Source organism: Butyrivibrio sp. INlla14 (assembly GCF_900102515.1).
Taxonomy (GTDB): Bacteria; Bacillota; Clostridia; order Lachnospirales; family Lachnospiraceae; genus Butyrivibrio.
In genome coordinates, this window is sequence record NZ_FMVS01000079.1 from 1 (window position 1) to 1,033 (window position 1,033).

The window sequence follows — 1,033 nt, forward strand, 5'->3', positions numbered from 1 at the left end:
ATGTTACCTTATAGCTGTTTCTGCTATAGAACAGTCTTACTATAAGACTTCCATCACCCTGTACTGTTGGAGTCTGGATCTGTCCAGTTGCTGCATAGTACTTGTTTCCGCCTTCAACATATGTGAAGCCTTCGATTTCCTTTTCAAAGCTCTTAAGTGTTGTTTCACTAAGATCCTGATCTGCTACTCCATTGTCCTTGGTCTCTGTGAGGTTATCATCGATTACGTACTCACCACCATCAAGTGGCTGGAAGAAATACTGAACAGTATACTTCACATCCTCTCTTGCTGTGAATGTTCCGGTGATATTCACATCTGCTGCTGGCATTATGAATTTCTGCTCACCAGTTATGAGCTCCAGGATCTTCTCGATGAGATTTCCATTCTCATCAATCTCATAGTTTCCTTTCCATCCACTAAAGTCATAGCCTGGTGCTTCTGCATCTGCTGCAAGAGTTACTGTCTGTCCATACTTGTACTCAGCCTCTGCTGGAAGCTCTGTTGCTCCTGCTGGTACCGGGTCATTTGTATAACTATAAGTTACTTTGTAGCTCTTTCTGTTGTAGTAGATGTGTACTTCAAGACTTCCATCACCCTGTACTGTTGGTGCTGTAAGTTCGCCTTCGCTTGAGAAGTATCTGTTTCCAGTTGTGATGTACTCAAATCCTGGAACTGACTTAACAAGACTTGAAAGCTGATCAGCTGTAAGCTCTGTATCAGTTTTTCCATCATCTCTTGGCTCGATCAGATCTTCATCTTCTACATAAGATTCTTCGTCATCAATATCCTGGAAGAAGTATCTAGCTGTGTACTTTACATCCTCGTTCGCAACAAATGTTCCTTCAAGTGCTACATCATTTGCTGGCATAGGGAATGTTGTTACAATCTCTTCACCCTCTCCAAGAGTATATCCGCTCTGAACCTTCCATCCTACAAATGTATATCCAGGTGCCTCTGCCTTATCTGCTGCTGTTACAGTATCTCCGTACTTGTACTCAGCCTCTGTTGGAAGCTCTGTTGCTCCTGCTGGTAC

1 protein-coding gene is annotated in these 1,033 nt (G+C 43.0%); it reads right to left on the minus strand.

What is annotated here, in order from left to right; translation table 11 throughout:
- On the minus strand, positions 1-1,033 hold a 1,033-nt coding region (locus BLO53_RS18895; RefSeq protein ID WP_176757375.1), incomplete at both ends, for an InlB B-repeat-containing protein.